At 65.7% G+C, this 1,070-nt stretch carries 2 protein-coding genes; one reads left to right on the forward strand and one right to left on the reverse strand.

The window, feature by feature from the left end:
- The coding region (locus tag HALNA_RS20770) for a hypothetical protein (RefSeq protein WP_169719072.1) at positions 1–353 on the reverse strand (353 nt) is incomplete at its 3' end.
- A gap of 468 nt (positions 354–821) precedes the next feature.
- Between HALNA_RS20770 and HALNA_RS18960 the strand changes: the two genes are divergently transcribed.
- The coding region (locus HALNA_RS18960) for a hypothetical protein (RefSeq protein ID WP_157573654.1) at positions 822–1,070 on the forward strand (249 nt) is incomplete at its 3' end.

Consider the following 1,070-nt stretch of genomic DNA (forward strand, 5'->3'; position numbering starts at 1 on the left):
CGGCGGACCGTGTCGTCGAGGGGCTCGCCGTCCTCGCGGGCGTCCTCGACCGCCGCGCGGAGCTCGTCGTCGGCGCCGATCGCGTCGAGGGCGTCGCCGCGCCGCGCCGTGAGCCCGTCCTCGACGACCTCGCGGAGTATGTCCGCCTCGTCGTCGTAAAACTCGCGCTCGTCCTCCAGTTGCGCCGCGAGGCGATCGGAGAGCCCCGCCGCCTGATACGTTGTTTGTGAGCGAGCGTCGAGTCCATCGTCGAGGACCGAGCGGAGGAATTCCGACTTGTTCCCCATGCCCTCCGCCTCCTCGGCGTCCTCGTATCGCTCCAGCCGCTTACCTTCCAATTGAGCCGATACCATCCGTGACATGGCGTTATAACAGTTATAACGGGCGAATTGGATAAAGTTGGGGGTTGTCTAAACGTCAAATCGTCACGCCCCCAGGTTGTGAGTATACAGTTTGCGTACCGCAAAATGGGCGGGTATGTGGGCCGACATGGTCGGCATGGGGGGCGGTATGGTCCGCGACGACGGGAGAGGTTTTTTGTACCGGCGGAGCGTTTTTGCCGATAACGGGGTGAACCCCCACCGAGCGATCGACGGACGCGTCGCTCGGTACATCGTGAACGCAAAGCCCCCGACCGAGCTCTCGCCCGGCCGGGGACGTGCACCACCACGTTCCTGGCCTTTGGGATGGGCGACTCTCGGTCGAGATGACTGAAGTGGTTACGGCCGCTGGGCGCGGAACCGTACCGGACGATAGCGTCCGAAGGGTATTGTAGTTTTGCCCTTTCGTCCGGCCCGGTTTCGTCGGCGGCCGTGCGAACGATGCACGAACGACGACACGACACCAAACGACCGACGAACCGACCACGAACCGACGCCTACACCCGAACCCGCCGCGACGCCTCGGCGGGGTGGCGCGACGAGTACGCCCTCCAGGGCGTCGACGACACCCACGACCCACGCGCCGACGGCGGCCGCTATATTCTCCCGAGCGAGGGCTCGCGTGTTCGCGATCGCGGCGGCGACGAGGACGACGAGCTCCTCGTCGTCCGTGTCCGCGAGGACACCCGC

This window comes from Haloplanus natans DSM 17983 (assembly GCF_000427685.1).
Lineage (GTDB): Archaea > Halobacteriota > Halobacteria > Halobacteriales > Haloferacaceae > Haloplanus > Haloplanus natans.